General features: G+C 48.2%; 12 protein-coding genes. 5 read left to right on the top strand and 7 right to left on the bottom strand.

From position 1 onward, the window contains the following. Window positions 1-21: 21 nt before the first annotated feature. Both L0Y31_RS15935 and L0Y31_RS15930 read right to left on the bottom strand, forming a co-directional pair. Window positions 22-1,599, bottom strand: coding sequence for an MFS transporter (locus tag L0Y31_RS15935; protein ID WP_234734075.1), 1,578 nt, complete (start codon window positions 1,597-1,599; stop codon window positions 22-24). Between the two features lie 60 nt (window positions 1,600-1,659). Continuing rightward, a complete protein-coding gene (locus tag L0Y31_RS15930) occupies window positions 1,660-3,414 on the bottom strand; it encodes an alpha-amylase family glycosyl hydrolase (protein ID WP_234737185.1) in 1,755 nt (584 codons plus the stop codon). Between the two features lie 197 nt (window positions 3,415-3,611). Between L0Y31_RS15930 and L0Y31_RS15925 the strand changes: the two genes are divergently transcribed. From L0Y31_RS15925 to L0Y31_RS15910, 4 genes are all read left to right on the top strand, one after another. Further along, entirely contained in the window at window positions 3,612-5,498 is a 1,887-nt protein-coding gene (locus L0Y31_RS15925) for a glycoside hydrolase family 13 protein (protein ID WP_234734074.1), read from the top strand. 98 nt (window positions 5,499-5,596) lie between these two features. Then, complete coding sequence (pgmB, locus tag L0Y31_RS15920; RefSeq protein WP_234734073.1) at window positions 5,597-6,250, top strand: beta-phosphoglucomutase; 654 nt, start codon at window positions 5,597-5,599, stop codon at window positions 6,248-6,250. 75 nt (window positions 6,251-6,325) lie between these two features. After that, window positions 6,326-6,898 carry a DinB family protein gene (locus L0Y31_RS15915; protein ID WP_234734072.1) on the top strand — a complete coding sequence of 191 codons (573 nt, stop codon included), beginning with the start codon at window positions 6,326-6,328 and terminating at the stop codon, window positions 6,896-6,898. 30 nt (window positions 6,899-6,928) lie between these two features. Further along, window positions 6,929-9,262, top strand: a complete 2,334-nt coding sequence (locus L0Y31_RS15910; protein WP_234734071.1) for a glycoside hydrolase family 65 protein — start codon at window positions 6,929-6,931, stop codon at window positions 9,260-9,262. A gap of 63 nt (window positions 9,263-9,325) precedes the next feature. Here the strand turns inward: L0Y31_RS15910 and L0Y31_RS15905 are convergent, their stop codons facing one another. Both L0Y31_RS15905 and L0Y31_RS15900 read right to left on the bottom strand, forming a co-directional pair. Next, window positions 9,326-10,144, bottom strand: a complete 819-nt coding sequence (locus L0Y31_RS15905; RefSeq protein ID WP_234734070.1) for a hypothetical protein — start codon at window positions 10,142-10,144, stop codon at window positions 9,326-9,328. A gap of 271 nt (window positions 10,145-10,415) precedes the next feature. Next, entirely contained in the window at window positions 10,416-11,174 is a 759-nt protein-coding gene (locus tag L0Y31_RS15900) for a hypothetical protein (RefSeq protein ID WP_234734069.1), read from the bottom strand. Window positions 11,175-11,566: 392 nt separating this feature from the next. Here L0Y31_RS15900 and L0Y31_RS15895 point away from each other — a divergent pair, with 392 nt between their 5' ends. Continuing rightward, window positions 11,567-12,271 carry a class I SAM-dependent methyltransferase gene (locus L0Y31_RS15895; protein WP_234734068.1) on the top strand — a complete coding sequence of 235 codons (705 nt, stop codon included), beginning with the start codon at window positions 11,567-11,569 and terminating at the stop codon, window positions 12,269-12,271. A gap of 22 nt (window positions 12,272-12,293) precedes the next feature. On the opposite strand, the gene L0Y31_RS15890 is transcribed toward L0Y31_RS15895, so the two are convergent. The 3 genes from L0Y31_RS15890 to L0Y31_RS15880 form a co-directional block, all read right to left on the bottom strand. Next, window positions 12,294-14,099: a glycoside hydrolase family 9 protein gene (locus tag L0Y31_RS15890; protein ID WP_255772862.1), complete on the bottom strand. Its 1,806-nt coding sequence runs from the start codon at window positions 14,097-14,099 to the stop codon at window positions 12,294-12,296. A 71-nt stretch (window positions 14,100-14,170) separates the two neighbouring features. Next, complete coding sequence (locus tag L0Y31_RS15885) at window positions 14,171-16,171, bottom strand: plastocyanin/azurin family copper-binding protein (RefSeq protein ID WP_234734066.1); 2,001 nt, start codon at window positions 16,169-16,171, stop codon at window positions 14,171-14,173. Window positions 16,172-16,193: 22 nt separating this feature from the next. Continuing rightward, window positions 16,194-17,810, bottom strand: a complete 1,617-nt coding sequence (locus L0Y31_RS15880) for a hypothetical protein (RefSeq protein ID WP_234734065.1) — start codon at window positions 17,808-17,810, stop codon at window positions 16,194-16,196. Between the last annotated feature and the right edge of the window lie 310 nt (window positions 17,811-18,120).

Raw genomic sequence — 18,120 nt, 5'->3', positions numbered from 1 at the left:
AATGACTGGAGCGAGTCAGGTTTATTTCAGTCCAATTTCGTCTACCCGCACATCGTCTTTATCCTCAACCCGCAGGCTGAGCAAGCCCGCCAGAATCATGGCAATTCCTCCAACAATCAAAGCATAAATGGGTTCCGCATTGAAAAAAACCTTGACGATAAATCCAAGTAAAGCCGCGGCTACCAGTTGCGGAATGGTAATGAAAAAGTTAAATACGCCCATATAATACCCCATTTTATGCGCTGGCAGGCTACCCGCCAGCATGGCGTACGGAACGGAAAGAATGCTGGCCCAGGCGATGCCTACGCCAACCATCGATAGCAGCAACAGGTTTGGATCGTGGATAAAATAGAAAGAAAGCATACCCAAACCGCCCGCACACAGGCAAATCAAGTGGGCTACGCGGCGGCTGGTCCAACGCGCCAGGACGGGTATTCCAAAAGCGACTAGTGCGGCAATTCCGTTGTAAATGGCGAAGCAAACGCCCACCCAGTCGGCACCGTCGTTGTAGAGCTTGGAGGTGGTATCGGTTGTTCCGTAAATATGACTGGTAACGGCGGCGGTGGTATAAATCCACATGGCGAAAAGCGAAAACCAGGAGAAAAATTGCACCACGGCCAATTGACGCATGGTGGGCGGCATATTTTCCAAATCGTTGACAATGGTAACGAAACTGTTGCGGTAATTCCCGCTCTGCTGCAATAAACCTGCGCCAATAAACAGCAACCCAACGACCGCAATCATTCCCGAAAAAATCAGTAATTGCTTGTCGAGCCCCTGGTTGAGAAACCAAAAGGTCAAGGCTGCCCCGATGAGGAAGCCAATCAAACCGTTGCGAACTTGGCGGCGACCTGTACGTTGATAAAGGTCTTGACTAATGTCGTGCTGTAATTCAACTACTTCCCCGTGTTCTTCAAATTGAGTCAACTGTTCCGGGGTGTATTCCCTGGAAGTCGCTACGGTCCAGATAACGGCCAACAGAAACACGACTCCTCCCAAGTAAAAGGACCATTTTACGGAATCGGGGATGATTCCTTGGCCCGCTTCGTTTGAGATGCCGAACCAGTTCGTGAAGATGTAAGGCAACGCGGAGGCGACAACAGCGCCAAGACCAATAAAGAAACTCTGCATGGCAAAGCCCGTTGTGCGTTGGGCCGAGGGCAGGTTGTCACCCACAAAAGCCCGAAACGGCTCCATCGAAATATTAATGGAAGCGTCCATGAGCCAGAGGGTTACCGCCGCCACCCAGAGCACGGGCGAATTGGGCATCAGAAAAAGAGCACCCGTAGCCAGAATAGCACCCGCCAGAAAGTAAGGCCGCCGGCGACCCAGGCGGGTCCAGGTGCGGTCGCTGAAATAGCCAATAATCGGCTGGACAATCAGGCCGGTCAAGGGAGCGGCTACCCATAAAACAGGAATTTCGTCCACATTGGCACCGAGGGTTTCAAAGATCCGGCTTACGTTGGCATTCTGAAGGGCAAAGCCAAATTGAATGCCTAAAAATCCGAAACTCATGTTCCAGATTTGCCAGAAGCTCAGGAGTGGCTTTTGGCCGCGCCCTTGGGCCGGGAGAGTGGTGGAAGGAGAAACTGCTTTCATGGGTTGGTTTAGGAATGAACGGTTGGGGATTGGGCAACGTGAGCGGCCCAATCCCCGGACTCATTTGATTTCCAGCACCAGTACGCTCAACGGTGGTAATTCGACCGGAACGCTTTCGCTGGCGGCGGCTTTTATCTTGGTTTTGGTTCGGAAAATATCCGTGAATGTGTACGTTTTGGTGGCGTCCAGCTTAAGAAATTCCCACACACCAGCAGGAATCTGAATCTGGGTTTTCGCCGTTTTCTCTTTGTCGAAATTGCAGACAATCAGCAATTTTTGCGAAGCCGAATGCCGCAGGTAGCTGAATAGTCGGTGCTGGTCGTAGCCCGGACTCTGGCCATTGTTCTGGAGATACTGCAAATCATAAAAACCGCCGTTCTGAATGGCGTCGCTGGTGTTCACCAATTGATTCAATTGTTGATAAAACTTCCGCAGCGCTTTTTGATCAGCAGACAGCTTTCCTCCGTCAAATTTCCCTTTGTTGACCCAAGCCTGGTAGTCAGGAATACCCCAATAATCGAAAATGGTGGTGCGCCCGTCTTCGCCCTGGAATCCTTCGGCCTGGGTGGGATTAACGCCTAATTCCTGCCCAAAATAGATCATCAGCGGTCCGGTATGCAAGGTGGCCGAGAGGGTCATCGCGGGAACGGCGGTCCAGGGGTCATTCGCAAAAAAGCGAGAGGCAATGCGTTGCTCATCGTGATTCTCGAGGAAGCGAAGCATGTGATTCGCATAATCGCCGGATTCCTGTTGCCAAACGCGCGTGATGTCTTCGGTAGTGCCTTTGCCTTCCATCAACCGCCGAAGCGCGTCGTACAAGCCAACTTTATCGTAGAGGTAATCGAATTTTCCCGTAAAGATGTAATTGCGGTACTGCGCTGGATTGTAAATCTCGGCAATAAAAATAATACCCGGCTTACTGGCTTTAATTTGCGGAATGGCCCAGCCCCAAAACTCGACCGGCACCATTTCGGCCATGTCGCAGCGGAAACCATCGACGCCTTTTTTCGCCCAGTAAAGCAAAATATCCCGCATTTTGAGCCAGGTCGAGGGAATCGGGTCAAAATGGTTTTGGCGGTTATGCTGGTAATCGACGCCGTAATTTAACTTGATGGTTTCGAACCAGTCGTTGATGCTTGGCTGGGCTGTGAAAACGTCGTTTCCCGTGGCTTTGGCCGGGTTTTCTACGTAATTCGTGTCGGCCTTAACCGGAATATCTACGCCATTAGGAACCTGAAAAGGCTCTCCCAGCAGGTAATAGAAATTGTTTTGAGCATCAAAAGCCTTGGTGGTATCATCGCCCTGGCCGAGGTCTTTCACGCCTTTGGGCTTGGCATCCGAATAATATTGCCGGGCCACGTGGTTGGGAATGAAGTCAATTAGTACTTTCAGACCGTTGTCGTGCGACCGCTTTACCAGGGCTTCAAACTCCTGCATACGCGCCTTGGCATCGACGGCCAGATCAGGATTGACATCGTAATAATCCTTGATGGCGTAAGGTGAGCCCGCCCGACCTTTCACCACGGCTGGGTGATCCTTGCGAATCCCAAAGCTGGAATAGTCGGTCATCAGCGCATGTTCGATAACACCCGTATACCAAACGTGCGAAATACCGAACGTTTTGAGGTTTTGCAGGGCTTTATCCGTGATGTCGTTGAACTTGCCAATCCCGTTTTCTTCCAGGCTTCCCCACGGTTTATTGGTTGTTTTTTGGTTGCCAAACAGGCGGGTAAAAATTTGGTAGATGACTAATTTGTCGGTCGTTGTTTCAGGTACACTCATGTTGCTAGGGGAGTCAGTAAAGTGGCTCGTCATGCCAAGCATACCAAGGGTCAATAAGCTAAACCCAAACGCACGGCGACTTATTGGAGACGAGTCAATTGCTGAAAAATCCATTTTTTCTACCAGCCTAACAAAATTAGCGGAGTGAAGTCTTAAATCTACAAGATAAATACATATAAATACTTTATTTTGCCATATTTAAAGGTCATTTATTACGTCGGCTATTTCTTATGATTCGATTTATTGGTTGGTTATGCCTGGTAAGTTATATAACAGTAGCGGGGGCCTTGGCGCAAACCGGCGCACCACCTGCGATCCAGCGTATTGAGCCAACGAACTGGTGGGTAGGCATGAAGCAAACAACTTTACAGCTGCTGGTTTACGGACCCCAGGCGGGAACAATGACCTATAGCATTAATTATCCGGGCGTTCAACTCGTAAAAACCCACCAGGTTGAAAATCCCAACTATGCTTTTCTGGATTTAACCATAGCGCCAACGACCAAAGCGGGCACCTTGCAGATTGTCGGTAAAGCAGCCGGAAAAAGCCTTTCGCGGGCTTACGAACTAAAAGCACGTTCGCGGGAGCCCAAAGGGCAGGGGGTTAACTCGGCGGATTTTATTTACCTGCTCATGCCCGACCGCTTCGCCAATGGTAACCCGTCGAACGATAAATTTGACGACATGCTCGACAAACAGGCCGATACCAAAAGTCCGTACCTGCGTCACGGAGGCGATCTGCAAGGGGTGATGGAGCATCTGGATTACCTTCAGGAACTGGGCGTTACTACCTTGTGGATGACGCCGGTAATCGAAAATGACGAAGCGCTCAAGCAAGAGGCACCCGACCGGATGCAGGCGGGCTACCACGGTTACCATTTTACGGACCATTACCGGATTGATCGTCGGTTTGGCGGAGCGGACGCCTACGTAAAACTGTCGAAAGCCTTGCACCAGCGCGGCATGAAGCTCGTTCAGGATGCGGTGTACAATCACGTAAGCAACGACCACTGGATGTTCAAAGACCAGCCCACCAAGGATTGGTTTAACCAGTGGCCGGCCTATACCAGCAGTTCGCATAAGGAGCAGTCGCTGTATGATCCGTATGCCGCTGAAAGTGATCGTAATTTGCAGTTGAACGGCTGGTTCACTCCCTTTTTACCCGATTTAAACCAGCGGAATCCGTTCCTGGCCAACTACTTGATTCAGCATGCCATCTGGTCCACGGAAACGTTTAATCTGGATGGTTGGCGCGTCGATACGTATAAATACAACGACCTGGATTTTCTGAATCGCTGCAACCAGGCCCTGCTTAGAGAGTATCCCAACATGTTTATTTTTGGAGAATCCTGGGTGGGGAATCCAGTCGCACAGGCCTTTTTCGTGAAAAACAACATCAAATTTGACTTCGCGTCGAATCAGCCCGGTGGGTTGGATTTTGTCTTTTTCGGGGCGGCTCTGGATGCGCTCAAACAGAATTTTAGCTGGGATGATGGCGTCAACCGGCTGTACAACACCTTCGCGCAGGATGCGGTGTATGCTGATCCCATGAAACTAGTAACGTTTCTGGACAACCACGACACGGATCGATATCTGTCGATGATCGGGGAGGATTTCAATAAGTACAAAATGGGTTTGACGTGGCTGCTGACGGCTCGCGGGATTCCGTCAATCTATTACGGGACGGAGGTGTTGATGAAAAATTTCAAAAATCCGTCCGATGCGGAAGTGCGGCGCGATTTTCCCGGTGGCTTTAAAGACAGTCCCGAAAACAAATTTCTGGCTTCGGGCCGGGCCGGAAAAGAAGCCGATGCCTTTAATCTGGTGAAAAAGTTGGCCATTTATCGGAAAAATACGCCGACACTACACTCCGGGAAATTAATGCAGTATGTGCCGCAGGATGGGGTGTATGTCTATTTTCGGTACGACGCGAACAAAACAATTCTGATTGCGACTAACTCAATGGATCAGGAAAAAAGCATGGAGACCAGTCGGTTTTCGGAGCGGATGAAAGGCTACAGCCAGGCCCGGAATATTTTGAATGATGAAGTACTGCGGGATCTTAAAACGATAAAGTTGCCCGCTAAAACAGTTATGGTGCTCGAACTGGCTAAATAATGGCCTGTTTTTATGAAATTACGGGTAATCTGGAGAAACATTGGTTTTTTCGCGGTTATATGAGAGATTGATCCTTATTCGTGTCCTAAATTTTAACTATGAATCAACCAAAAGCCTTTCTATTTGACCTGGATGGAGTAATTGTCGATACGGCCATTTATCATTACCAGGCCTGGCGCCGGATGGCCAATTCGCTGGGTTTTGATATTTCTGAAGAATTTAATGAAGGGCTAAAAGGAGTTAGCCGTGTCGAATCGCTGGAGCTTATTCTGGCGCATGGCAATGTCCAATTATCGGAGGAACGCAAAGCGGAACTAGCCACCCAGAAAAACGACTGGTATCTGGAACTGGTAAGTCTGATGACCCCGGCTAATGTTCTGCCGGGCGTAACGGAGTTATTCGCTGAGATAAAAGCGGCGGGCATTAAAACGGCCTTGGGTTCGGTCAGTAAAAATGCGAAATTGATTTTGGCCCGGATTTGGATGCTGGATGACTTTGATGCGATCATTGATGGGAATAAAATCCAGCGGGGAAAACCCGATCCGGAGGTGTTTCTGAAAGGGGCCGAGGAACTGGGCGTTCTACCGACGGATTGCCTGGTTTTTGAAGATGCCGTGGCCGGAATAGAAGCGGCTAAACGGGCCGGGATGCGCACGATTGGCGTGGGTACGCCAGATGTGTTGACCCAAGCTGATGTGGTTTTTCCTTCGCTGAAAGGGCTGACCATCGAGAAAATTAGGTCGAGTTTGTAATTTATAGCGGCTAAATTGATTTTAGTGGGTCGATTTAGAAAAAGTACCGCCGATCCACCTGAACTCGAACGATTTATGCATAAACTTGAGACTGCCCGTGAATTGCAGCACCGTTTACAAACTGTTCTAACCACCGTTGAGCGGGAATTTAGTCTGCTCAATGACAATCAGTTGAATTGGAAACAAGCGCCTGGTCGTTGGAGTATCACAGAATGTTTGCAGCACTTGAACCTGGCTGAGCGCTATTACATCCGGAATATCCAAAAGAAAGCCGACGACCTAGGCCTGATTCAAACGGCACCCGTTGATCAGGAATTTACGTCCGATTGGGTGGGGCGGGCAATGTTATACATCGTAGACCCCAAAACAAAGATGAAGTTTCCCGCTCCGCCCATGATGCGGCCCCGGAAGGATTTAGAACCTAGACCGGTGATGACGCAATTTGTTGAATTGCAACAACTGCTCCGTGAGCTGCTTGACCGGGCTATTTACTATGACTGGAATACCACAAAACTTCCTACCTTATTTGGCAATTGGCTAAAAGTTAGACTGGGAGATGCTTTGCTGATGTTGGTTGCTCATACCGAGCGACACATGGCGCAGGCCATGCGGGTGAAAGCCGATCCTGCGTTTCCTGGTTTTAATTAAATTTCGCACTGCATTATAAATCACCTATTGATGAAACAATACCTTCAACATGATCCGTGGTGCATCATTGAAAACGGATTTCACCGCGATTACAACGAGATTACGGAGAGTGTAATGAGCCTTGGAAATGGCCGTATGGGCCAACGAGGCAATTTTGAGGAAGGATTCTCTGGTAAAACCCTGCTTGGAAATTACGTTGCGGGCGTCTATTATCCTGACAAAACCCGCGTAGGCTGGTGGAAAAATGGCTACCCCAATTACTTCGCAAAAGTATTAAACGCCGCCAACTGGATCGGGATCGACGTTGAAATTGAATACGAAAAGCTGGATTTAAATCTGTGTGAGGTTCATGATTTCCGCCGGGTACTGAACATGCAGGAAGGCTATCTGGAACGTAACTTCGTGGCCACTCTGAAAAGTGGGCGGCAGTTGCAGGTAAGCGCCAAGCGGTTCTGCTCTATTGTCGATGATGAATCTGGTGCCATTCGGTTCAGCATTACGCCGCTGAATTTTGACGGTAAAGTTACCCTTACGCCATATATCAACGGAGATGTAAGCAACCGGGATTCCAACTACGACGAAAAGTTCTGGGACGAAGTGCGGAAAGAAACGGGTTACGGCGAGGCTTATATTGAAATGCGAACCCGGAAAACGGCGTTTCACGTCTGTACGGGCATGATGGTAGAAATTATGCAGGATGGACAGCGGATTGATTTTCAGTCGCAACCTATTCGGCAGGAAAAATACGTGGCTAACCGAATGACACTTGATTGCAAGCAGGGTCAGGAAACGGTGGTCTACAAATATGCGGCTAATCTTTCGTCGATGAATTATGATCCAGATCGTCTGGTGCCTTTAACGCGCGATTACCTTAAACGCATCGTTGGCAAAGGCTTTGATCGGATGCTCTACGAGCAAAAACAAGCCTGGGCGGACAAGTGGAAAACAAATGACATCACCATTGGCGGAGATGATGAAAGTGCTATAGCGGCGGCTCAGGGCATTCGCTTCAATATTTTCCACTTAAACCAAACCTATACAGGAGAAGACGAGCGCCTGAATATTGGACCAAAGGGTTTTACGGGTGAGAAATACGGCGGCTCAACTTACTGGGATACCGAAGCGTATTGCCTGCCTTTTTATCTGTCTACGGCTGATCAGAAGGTAGCGCGTAATCTGCTGCTTTATCGTTACAAGCAATTGGACAAGGCCATTGAAAATGCCCAAAAGCTGGGTTTTCGGGCCGGGGCGGCGCTTTATCCGATGGTGACCATGAATGGAGAAGAATGCCATAATGAATGGGAAATTACCTTTGAGGAGATTCACCGGAACGGAGCGATAGCCTACGCCATTTATGATTACGTTCGTTACACCGGCGATGAGCAATACTTGGTTGATTACGGCCTGGAGGTACTGATTGCCATCAGTCGTTTCTGGAGCCAGCGGGTCAACTGGTCGGAAGCAAAGCAGCAATATGTCATGCTGGGCGTCACGGGACCGAATGAGTACGAGAATAACGTAAATAACAACTGGTACACCAACTACATTGCGGCCTGGACGCTCCGCTACACGATGGAAAGCGTCGAGAAGGTGAAAGCGCTGAATCCGGAAAGGTTTACGGCTTTATGCGACAAGCTGCACTTTCGGGAAGAGAAAGAAGTAAGCAAGACAAAGCAGATTGTTGAAAAAATGCATTTTCCGTATGATGAACAGCGGGAGCTATTTCTTCAGCAGGACGGCTTTCTGGACAAAGAGCTGCTAACGGTCGATCAACTGCCAAGTGGCCAGCGACCCATCAACCAGCATTGGTCATGGGATCGAATTCTGCGTTCGTGCTTCATCAAACAGGCTGATGTCTTGCAGGGAATGTACTTCTTTGAGGACGATTTTGATGCGGAAACTGTGCAGCGCCATTTTGACTTTTATGAGCCAATGACAGTTCACGAGTCGTCTCTATCGCCTTGCGTGCATTCAGTGTTAGCGTCTAAATTGGGTCTGAGGGATAAAGCCTACGAAATGTACCTGCGGACGGCCCGCCTTGATCTTGACGACTACAACAACGATACCGAAGACGGATTGCATATTACATCCATGGCAGGCACCTGGTTGTCGGTTGTTAAAGGTTTTGGGGGGCTAAGGGTAAAAGAGGATTCGCTGCTCTTAGCGCCTTATTGTCCCGAGCAATGGCAGTCTTTGTCTTTCAAAGTGCGGTTTAGAAATGCACTGATTCAGGTAACCGTAACCCAGACCGAAGTGAGTATTCAGAATTTTTCGCAGCAATCCATTCGAATCGTCCTTTTTGAGGAATCTGTGACCATTGAAGGAAGCGGTCTTAAGGTTGTTGAATTGGAAAAGGAAGCTTAATTCAAAAATTACGCAAAAAAGGGAGCCTTGAAGCTCCCTTTTTTTATGAGTAGAAAGTAGATATCAATTATTGAATATAGATTTAAAGTTAGTGCGTTTTTTTAAGAAAAAATTAACTCCCAAGGCCATAGAATACCACTTGTCTTCAGAATTATTTTTGTGATATTCGCCTGATACTGAGGCTTCTCGATAGTTTTCCCGATCTAAGGTTGCATCCAGCTTGTCTGTGTAAATGTAATTATACCGGAATTCGCCAAAGATGTTCAGGCGTTGAGTAAGTGGAAAACCCAACCGAAACCCTAGCGGAATGGCTAATTCGTGGGTTTGTTTAACACCAGGATTACCCCGCACATTAACGCCATCTTTAGTGCGGTAGCTACCTGCATCATTTGAAGTACGGAGCAGTTCGTCCGTAGTAAGATCGAATGCCTGCGCCTTGAAATAGATAAGACCAGCCCCAGCATAGATGTTAAGACTTAGTGCGGTATTGACATTGAATAACCGCAAAGGATCTACCGCAATAACAGCAGCCCCTTGCTGAAAAGTGGCTTTGGAGCGGGCATTAAAAAACTCCTCCTGCTCAGCTTTGAAAGTGCCAAAATCAGCCTGAACTCCAACACTCAACCCACGGGCAAAAGGATAGAAAACTCCTACGCCACCGCTATACGTGCTAACAATTGAACCTAAGTCAGCAGATAACCAGGAAGGGCCACCATATAGCGTAATGTTGACCGGATCAACATTGCTATCTTCCAAATCTGGCTTTCTCGCTTCTCTGTTCGAGGTGGCGTTATCCTTATTGGGAGCTACTTTAATCGTTTGTCCATGAGCCAATAAGGAACTGGATAGCCCAAGGGCTATCAAAAAGGTTTTAGTTTTCATGACGGTATGGAATGGTTATCAACTATAAATAAAAATTCACCTTGTAAGAGCTTAACTAACGAGCCTTTTTTGCCCCTTTTATTAGGATGGTTTTTATTATTAGCTGTCTGTTTATTAATACAAGTATAAGCTCTTTTTGATTATACAAAGAACTTACAGAAACGAAATTTTCATCTTTTTTTTATGTACTGGTAATTTTAAGGTTTTTGTCTTGGAAATAATAGGTATATGTCTACTAAGGTTAGTGTTAAATAGTAAACAGTGGATGGTATTAGCGCCCAAAGAAGTACATTAATCCCACAGTAATGCCTAGCCATTTATCGTGTGAATTCTTTCCATAATGGTTCCCTTCTGTTTGAGCAGGGCCATTATCCATTGTCTTATTATTGCCATCTAATGTAGCATCCAACTTATCGCTTCGAACAATGTTGTACCGGATGTCCCCGATAACGTGCACCTGTTTTGACATGGGGCTACTTATGCGCAGTCCCATAGGAAAAACAAACTCATGGGTATTTTTTATGCCAGATTTACCCCGGGCTTCTATTCCATCGCGGGAACGATGGCTGCGGTGATCGTTGGTTACGCGCTGAAGCTCATGGGTTGTCAGGTCGAAAGCCGAAGCGTTAAAATAAATAAGGCCTCCGCCTGCGTATAAATTTAATGCGCTCAACCCTTGCCCTTTGCCAAAGAGACGAAGCAAATTGACGTTTCCAAGTACTGAAGTTTGGAAAAAAGAACCCTGAGAATAAGAATTATAGAAGTCCATCTGCTGCGCTTTTAACTTCCCAATGTCAAAAGCGAGGTCTGCCGATACAACTTTTGAAAAGGGTATAATCAAATTAGCGCCCCCCATCCAGGAAGAACGCAGTTCACTTAAATCTCCAATGAGAAGGGCTGGGCCACCACGAAGGCAAAAACTGGCTGGCTGATCTGTATCTTTCTTTTTGGAAGCTGGTTGAGCTAATAAAAGGCCGCTTGATAGGGCAAAAACAAGTAAAAAATTAATAAAGTAAAGTTGCTTTTTCATAGAGAAGTAATAATAAACATATGCTATTTTTGGTCGGTCTGGACAATAAGAGTCTGGCAGCGAAATGCAATTCCGCCGTAAACGAATAACTACTCTATACGATGACACCAGAGCAGTTAAAGAGAATTGAACGATTAGACTTATTTCGCCGGGAAGGTGTGTTGACCGAAGTGGAATACATCCGGCTAAAGGCAACTATTTTAGGGCGGACAACTTCCGGTAACAAAAGCCATTGTTTCCGGTCTGATCGACGTATATTGCTGTATGTTATCGCGGGATTGGTTGTACTGGGCGCTTTGATTGAAGCGGTTTATCCGACAAAGAGAGGTGCCGAAAATAAAAAGACAGTCCTCGTAAATAGGCATAAAGAATGAATAAATCATTGTATTGTTGTGTTTACGGTGGTATTATCGAATGTGAATCTACTAATAATCAGACAAAAATATACTATTATTCAGATAGAAAATAATTATCATAAAGCCGACAGTGGTTTCAATCGAGTAGCTACCTGGTACGACAAACTGGCCTCTCTGGTATTCGGTAACGTCCTCAAAACTGCCCAGACGACCTTTATACCAAAGATTCCTCAAGACGCGGTAATTGTCGTTCTTGGCGGCGGGTCAGGCTGGTTGTTATCTGTTTTATTAGACGAATGCCTTCCCCGAAAAGTCATCTATATTGATGCTTCTTTTCGAATGATTTCTTTAGCTCAACAAAGAGTAGAGAACGACCCACGCGTGGAATTTCGGGTCGGTAACGAGCAGGATGTGCGATTGGATGATAGGGCTGATGTCGTGATTACGCCCTTTATACTAGACTTGTTTACTCAAAGTCGTTTGGAAACAGCTATACTTCCTAAGCTCAATAACGCACTAAAGGTGGGGGGGCTTTGGCTTAGTACCGACTTTATGAATCCCAATTTTTTGTGGCAGCGGCTTTTGTTGCGCGCCATGTACCGCTTTTTTCGGCTAACAGCGGGCATTGAAGCTCGGCGATTAGCGAACTGGTATGAGCTATTAAACAAAGATTTTACCCGCCTTGATGAAGCCAGTTACTGGAACGGATTTATCAAGGCGGGTTTGTGGAAAAAGCCCTGATCGAGCAAGGGTCATTGTACGCTTATTTTTTTTCAGATGTATAACCAGCTTCGGTTTGAATAGCTTCCAAGGCAGCAGCCAGATACACCAAGGGCGCATTCCAATTAATGGCAATTTCGTTTGACGCGTACGAGCAGGCGGCATCAATAAACATCTCATCGGCAGAAGTCGCCGTATAACCTGCGCATTTGTCCTGGCGGGGGGCATTTCCATTAGGGCCACCTGAGAGAAGACCGGGTACGGGAGCTGTAATGCCGTCGGCCACCGACGGGCGGTGGTGCGGATTCATAATGGGTTTGCTGCCAAAGCCAGTCACGAAGGAGTAGCCGGTAGCGTTGCGACCCAGCAAATAATCCAGGTTAGACAAAGCAGATTGAAGGTATTTTTGGGCGTTAGGCGTGCGTCGGTCCACCAGTCGATAAGCCTGAATCAAGGCGATGCCCTGGTTGGCGGCTACGGAGCTACTGCCCCAGATATAATCACTGGCTGATTTACCCATGACGGTCTGATAAGCCTGCCGATCAGCGCCTTGAATGAGATTATCGGCAAAACCAACCAACCGTTTTTTTAAATCAGGAAAGTCTTTCTGAGCTAGCGGGGTAAGCGTAGTTGTTAGTCGGGCTAAGGTGTAATAGCCCAGCAAACGAACCTGGGGCCAACTGGGAAGTGGCATTTGCGTGTCAGGAAATAGATTAACGGCGGTGTAATAAGCCTCATTTTTCGTCGTGGCGTATAATTCAGCCGCTGCCCAAATCCATTCATCGCTGGCGTCCCGATCTTCGTAGCTGCCGGTAACAACATCCGGATCAAACTGCTGATTCATTTCATTCTGGCGGTAAAAAAGCGCCGGATTCTTTTTAGACCATTCCCAGGCTTTTACGGCGGCAGTCAGGCAGGAGTCAGCCAGACCCGGTAACGCTTGTTTATAGCTGCCGAAGACACGGCTGGCCTGCGCCATGACAGCGGCAAAATCAAGCGTTGCAGTAATGCTTTTCTGCACCACATACCGGTCTTTGGTTGCTTTGTCCGGCATAATCATTCCGTCGAAACTAGGATTTGTGAGCTTGTGATAAACCCCGCCATCCGTAGGGTCCTGCATGGCTAGCATCCAGCGCAGATTCCAAAGGACCTCGTCCAGCAAATCTGGAACTTGATTGCTCGATTCTGGGATATTGGTGGTAAAAGATTGAAAATAAGTCGGGAAATCCTCGTACAAAGACAAGAGGGTTCCCACAGTAATCCCCGAATTGACAATATACTTGTTGTAATCCCCGGCATCGTACCAACCTCTGGGGGCTGAGATAACGGTGCCTGCTGGACGATTCGCTGAAGCAGCTGACGGATGAATTAAAATGCGCGTATCAGGGTGGCCCGCTGGCCGGCTCCATTGACCCGCAAATTCAGGGGTTAAATCCGTAGAAACCCGTTGGTAATAATAGCTTTTTATGGCTCCTATAGCCAGCGGACGGTGTACATTTGCCTTTACGAAAAAAGGATATGAATACCCTGTTTCAGGAACGACGAGGACGTAAGTGCCAGGCGTTTGAAAGGTAGAAAAATCGGCAATGCGCGTCTTTTTGCCCGAAAGAGCCAGACGCGTTTCACTTAATTTACCCGTAAATAAAACCTTCTTCCGATCGGGCGTAGTGAGCTGGAAAGACCCTCCACTGGCATCCCCAAGTACAACAGCCATTTTAGGGCCTTTTGGGTAAAATCCAACCTGATTTAATCGAATTGCTTCCGATGCTTGCTGGCTAAATACTTGATTTGTTTTTAAGCCTAAGACCAATAAAATGACTGCAAGAAAGGCTTTTCGAGTAGCAAACATAACTAAGAAATTGAGGGAGAACGGAGGAATAAAAGAGAGCACCCACTTTTATTACTGGGTGCTCTCTTTGCCTATTTCACTACTTTAAGAATGCCCTGCATGAGCGTGTGGTGCCCTGGAAAAGTGCAGAGGTATTGATAATCACCCGGTTCTTTGGGCGCTACAAAATAGATCGCTTCGCTGGTTTCGGGTTGCAAAATATTAGTGTGGAACAGCACATTAGGCGAGTTTGGCACATACTGCATTTTAGGGCCATTGAGGTTGAGTTTCAACGCCGCTTCTCCAACTGGATTGGCAGTGGCAGGTTTCACAATAACGCAGTTATGCAGCATGTCGTCATTATTATTAAAAACCCACTTTACCCGGCTGCCCGCTTTGACTTGCAACTGCGTCTGATCGAACTTAAGACCGGGCAGCGTACCTACAGTAATGACCTGATCAGGGCCGTTCTCCCAATCAGCGGGTTGCTCGGTCAGGCGCTTCGCACTAGCCGCCGGCGCTTTTCCGCCTTTGCTTTTGGTAGCAGGGGTGGCTTTCGTCGCTGTCATGGAAGCCATGTCGTGGTTGTGCTTGGCGGGAGCGGCAATCGTCAATTTAGTACCGGGAGCGATGTGGTTAAGGGTGTAATATCCCGTATTGTGCAACAGGGATAAACCAGTGGCCGATTTAATACCTTCTGCCTTTAACTGATGAATATAGCCTTCGCGTAAGGTCGTATCCACCACAATACGGGCTTTAAGTCCATCTTCAGCAACAACGATACCCCGGATAGGTAACTCACGGGCATCTTCAATGGGACTGCCATACGTACTGTGGTACTTATACGTAAAGCTGCTAAGCGTGTAGGAGTTGCTGTTTTCCGCTGTCTTACGATCGACAGGCAAAGTAAATTCGACTTCAAACCCATCCGGCATTGAGCGAATTGCCTTCATCTCGAACGGCGTTTTCCCGGTCCAGACAAGTCGCTGCACACCAAACGGGGCTTTGCCCGTTGCCGACCAGCCCCGGCTGGTCATACCCGCGAAAAGAGAACCATCCAGACCCCAGCGTAAGCGCAGAATTCCAGACATGAAACCCTGGCGGAACGGAAAGCAAGCGCCCTGGTATTCGCCATTTACTTTTTCCAGGAATACCCGCATCACCGTACTGTGCCCCTGATCACCGACGAATAACTGACCATCGAAAGGGCCGAAGCGGTGACGGGTTGTATCTTCGGCAATATCCGAAGTAGAAATTCCCATCAACGTGTGCGGAAACCAGATGGCCGGAACTTTCAGATTCGGTACCGATTTCGCGACTTCGTGCATGGGTTTACCCGTACTGGGTACGTCTGACAGTTTCAACGTCAGGGGCGAACCTGGCTCACCCGACCAACGTAGCCCTTCCGGGTTACCGGCAAAATCACCTCTTTTCAGTTCGGTCATGCGGCCAGAACCAACCCAGTCGCCTTGATTTTCGGTGTAGAAAATACTGCCATCCCGCAAAATATTGAAACCAGCCGGTGACCGCAGACCGGTGGCATACGGCTTCAACTCTCCTTTGTCATTAACCGTCAACATCCAGCCACGCCATTTTGCCAGACTGGCTCCCCGGCCAATCCAGCCCAGGTTCAGCGTAATTAGCATATCGTTGTTAGGCAGAAAAATCGGGCCATAACTGTATTCGTGGTAATTACCGGAGAGTGGCCATTTTACTACAGACTGATAGTCGTCGGCAACGCCGTTGTTGTCCGTATCCAGCAAACGCGTCAATTCACCGCGTTGGGTAGCGTAAACCGTGCCTTTGTGATAGGCAAGGCCCAAAGGCTCGTGCAACCCCGTAGCAAAGCGCTTGTACTGCGGTTGGCGAGTGCCCTGCATGTACGGATTGGAGATCATCCAGACCTCGCCCCGGCGGGTACAAACGCCCAGGCGACCATCAGGCAACACGGCCATGCCACCTACTTCCAGGCTAACTCCTTCGGGTACCGGCAGCGTGATTAGCCGGTAGTAATCATCTTCGGTTAACGGACGGGACGTTTGGGCGTAAGTCGTATAACCAAAAAGCAAACAGAATATAAATAAGAGTCTCATTGCAAAATTAGGGTACATTAAGTTACCAGATCAGGGCGTAGTTGATGGAAGCAGTGCTGTTTTTCAGGTTTACGGGTAACAATAGCTCCTGCTGACCAGCCTGTGATCGAACGAGAGGTTTAAGTTTCGGATCAATACGCACGAAATAGCGGTGATCGCCAATGGCATACACACCTTTACCGACTTCTTCGATCTGGCTACCCGCCGCCAATCGGCAGTAAACAGCACCTTTGGCGGAACCATTGATCGTAATGGTACGATTAAGCGCTTGGTTATTCGCATCCGGGCGTAAGTCGTCGGTTACCTGCAAGCCATAGAGCTGGTACTGAGTGGTTGGGTTTCCATCGGTGTCTAGTTTCATGCCTTTGTACATAAAGTCAGTGTCACCGAGGCTATCTGGCCAGGCTTGCTGTTCGTTGCTAAGCATAGCCAGGCTTGTCTGTCCTGATACAGCTACCGGAGCGCCGAGCGGTTCCAGGAGCTGGGGCTCGCCTCGTTCGTACCACATTTCGGTAACATCCGCAAAATCACCCCGCCATACCTGTAGCAACGCATCCCGGTTCAAATCGAGCGTATAATTTAATCCAGTAGGGGTGCCAACCGACAGGCAGTGCGTCCGCTTTGCTTTTTCGCCGGGTAATTGAACAAAAGAGCGGATAAACGAAGGCTTATCGGCTGAACGGACGGCAATTAAACCAATGGGATCGGGTTCGGGCAGGGAAGCGCGGGCATGAAGTGCCTGAAGTTTTGAGTCTGGCGCGGAAATAAACAAGCCTAGGCCCGGACGAGGCCAGGACTTACCAAAAAAGAGCGTGAAAGGGTGCGAACCCGCCGTTAGTTTGACTTTCGCGGCATTTTTCTTGCCCAGATCCCACGAAGTCGATGTCAGCGGAATGGCATCTTTACCGTCGATTTGCAACGAGGCATAACCCCCCGTTTCAATGGCCAGCGTGTAAACGGCTTCTTTATCAACGACCAGATTACCGGAGTAGACAATGGCGTGCCAGCGCGGTTGACCAAACGACACTTCGTAAGTCAGCATTGACAGGGTATCTTCTTTCACCAACCGCAAATTAGGTAGGGCTGCCGGGGTAGTAGTTTCCGTTTTAGCTTCGTAAAATTTGTATTTAAGATCGGTTATCCGGGCCACATTGCGGGAAGAAATTAGTTGATACCCCACCGGACGAACAGCTACTGTCCCGTTATTGACCTTCAGGGCCACCGTTCCCGCCGAGCTGATTAGGTTGGGTAATACCCGATTTTCGTGAAGAAGTACGCCATTAAGGGTTAATTTTTCCAAAAGCGCGGGGCCTGCCTCGCTTGACTGGAGAACAATTTCCAGACGTTGCCAGATACCGGGAGCCTGGCAGGCGTTGACCGCAGGAAGCAGTGCCGGAGTGCCGGATAAGCTTCCAAAGGTAGCGTCGCTCAAACCTTGCTTTGCCCAGCTATCTACGATTCGAACGCCAACGGAGCCGAGGGAAAGAACCGCATCAGACCCCGGTGCCAGCATGACATCAAGAACCAGACGAACGTCTTTGGCATTCGTGAGAAGGGTCAGCGGTTGATCATTTTTGGCAGTACCCACCAGCAAAGAAGTACCCGACTGCGTCTTCACGTCATTTTGAAACGGACTCATCCGTACAGTGCCCGCTAATTTCCAATTGGAAGGGAGGGATGTTATTTGTTCGGGAGAAATTCGGGTTAAGAATTCATCATTGGATTGGCCCTTTGCGGATAATGCGCTGAAGCTGAGAAATAAAGCCGCGCACCGACAGAACCATCGCGAAAAAGTATACATAGAATGTGAGTGGGTAATGCAAAAAATATAACAGAAGTTAGTATTTCTGTATCAAAATTAATGCAGTTCGCGTAAATGAAAAAGACGAAATGTTTCTAAAAGATAGACGAAATGTTAATGCAAAATAAGTCTGGAATGCTTTCTCAAC

The organism is Tellurirhabdus bombi, from assembly GCF_021484805.1.
Classification (GTDB): domain Bacteria; phylum Bacteroidota; class Bacteroidia; order Cytophagales; family Spirosomataceae; genus Tellurirhabdus; species Tellurirhabdus bombi.
Note: the sequence above shows the minus strand (reverse complement) of the source record. Positions and strands in the feature narration are given on the sequence as shown.

Bases quoted from the DNA above. Each gene is read 5' to 3' on its own strand.
- L0Y31_RS15935 (WP_234734075.1), bottom strand. From the start codon at position 1,599: ATGAAAGCAGTTTCTCCTTCCACCACTCTCCCGGCCCAAGGGCGCGGC.
- L0Y31_RS15930 (WP_234737185.1), bottom strand. From the start codon at position 3,414: ATGACGAGCCACTTTACTGACTCCCCTAGCAACATGAGTGTACCTGAA.
- L0Y31_RS15925 (WP_234734074.1), top strand. From the start codon at position 3,612: ATGATTCGATTTATTGGTTGGTTATGCCTGGTAAGTTATATAACAGTA.
- pgmB (WP_234734073.1), top strand. From the start codon at position 5,597: ATGAATCAACCAAAAGCCTTTCTATTTGACCTGGATGGAGTAATTGTC.
- L0Y31_RS15915 (WP_234734072.1), top strand. From the start codon at position 6,326: ATGCATAAACTTGAGACTGCCCGTGAATTGCAGCACCGTTTACAAACT.
- L0Y31_RS15910 (WP_234734071.1), top strand. From the start codon at position 6,929: ATGAAACAATACCTTCAACATGATCCGTGGTGCATCATTGAAAACGGA.
- L0Y31_RS15905 (WP_234734070.1), bottom strand. From the start codon at position 10,144: ATGAAAACTAAAACCTTTTTGATAGCCCTTGGGCTATCCAGTTCCTTA.
- L0Y31_RS15900 (WP_234734069.1), bottom strand. From the start codon at position 11,174: ATGAAAAAGCAACTTTACTTTATTAATTTTTTACTTGTTTTTGCCCTA.
- L0Y31_RS15890 (WP_255772862.1), bottom strand. From the start codon at position 14,099: ATGTTTGCTACTCGAAAAGCCTTTCTTGCAGTCATTTTATTGGTCTTA.
- L0Y31_RS15885 (WP_234734066.1), bottom strand. From the start codon at position 16,171: ATGAGACTCTTATTTATATTCTGTTTGCTTTTTGGTTATACGACTTAC.
- L0Y31_RS15880 (WP_234734065.1), bottom strand. From the start codon at position 17,810: ATGAGTCCGTTTCAAAATGACGTGAAGACGCAGTCGGGTACTTCTTTG.